This window comes from Rhodococcus sp. P3_B8 (assembly GCF_056402775.1).
This window is the reverse complement of record NZ_JBFUGT010000635.1, coordinates 1-1,236: the sequence shown is the minus strand read 5'-3', so window position 1 is coordinate 1,236 and position 1,236 is coordinate 1. Positions and strand designations below refer to the sequence as shown.

Genomic DNA, 1,236 nt, shown 5'->3' with positions numbered 1-1,236 from the left:
GTTGCGAGGAATGCGAGGGCGCCGGTTCGATCACCATCGGCATGCTGTTTCTACCCGAGGCCTCCGCGCCGTGCCCGGCGTGCGCGGGCGCACGGTACAACGCGGAGACCCTCGAGGTCCTCGTCGACGGCCGGACGATCGCCGATGTTCTCGCGATGACGGTCGACGACGCGCGCGCGTTCCTGAGTAACGTTCCGGCAGCAGCGAAAAGCCTTGACATGCTGGTCGAAGTCGGTCTCGGATACCTGCGACTCGGCCAATCGGCCACCACCCTGTCCGGTGGGGAGGCGCAACGGGTCAAGCTCGCCAGCGAACTGCAACGCATCCGATCCGGGCACACGCTCTACGTACTGGACGAACCGACCACCGGATTGCACCCCGCCGACGTCGACCGCCTCATGACGGTGTTGCGACGTCTCGTCGCGGCGGGAAACACCGTCGTACTCGTCGAACACGACATGCCGGTCATTGCCTCGGCGGACTGGATGATCGACCTCGGGCCCGGCGGCGGAGACAACGGCGGCCGGATCATCGCCTCGGGGCCACCGATGGTCGTTGCCGAGACGGCCGACTCCGCCACCGCCGCCTACCTCTCCCGGCACCTCGCCGTGTGACGTTGCGTGTGCGGTACCGGTTCAGTGCGCGTGAATTCCGTAGACGGTGACGACGAAGCTGTGGCCCTTGGCGGTGCAGGTGACGTCGCCCATGAACCCTGCGAGACAGGTGGTTCCCCCGTGGGTGATCGTCTTCTGATACATGCTCTGGCTGGTGGCGACCTCGGAGATGTCGGGGTTGCCGCCGGGCAGGGTGAACGGGGTGCCGGGAGGGTAAGTGGGGTGCGCCGGAAGCCAGGGAAGGTCGATGACGACGTGCTGGACGGGTCCCAGCCACGGCAGTCCGAACTCGCCGAGGATCGGGAAGTCCATCGGCAATGGTTGCGGCAGATCGCATCCCACCGAGTCGTCGGGTGCGATCGAGCAGTTGAAGTTCCCCACCCGGAAGTAGACGGGGGTGGGGGAGTCCGCCTCCGCGGGTGTGGCGAACGCGAGGAACGCGGCTGCTGTGGCCGTGAACAGGCCGATGGCTCGCGTCACTGATGAACCATCCCGGGTCTCATGCACACACTGTCATTTGTGTGCGACCGGTTGATCGGCACGGTGTTCAGCGTAGTACTTGGCTTCGTACTCGGCCGGTGGGATCCGCCCGAGACGATGCATGAGCCGGCCGGTGTTGTAC

The 1,236-nt window shown here is 66.1% G+C and carries 1 protein-coding gene and 1 pseudogene; one reads left to right on the top strand and one right to left on the bottom strand.

Going from position 1 to position 1,236, the window contains the following annotated elements; translation table 11 throughout:
* Positions 1-614: pseudogene (locus tag AC1D1G_RS45340) on the top strand (ABC transporter); the annotation flags it as partial.
* 21 nt (positions 615-635) lie between these two features.
* Here the strand turns inward: AC1D1G_RS45340 and AC1D1G_RS45335 are convergent.
* On the bottom strand, positions 636-1,094 hold the full coding sequence (locus AC1D1G_RS45335; RefSeq protein ID WP_283333991.1) for a hypothetical protein: 459 nt from the start codon (positions 1,092-1,094) through the stop codon (positions 636-638).
* Between the last annotated feature and the right edge of the window lie 142 nt (positions 1,095-1,236).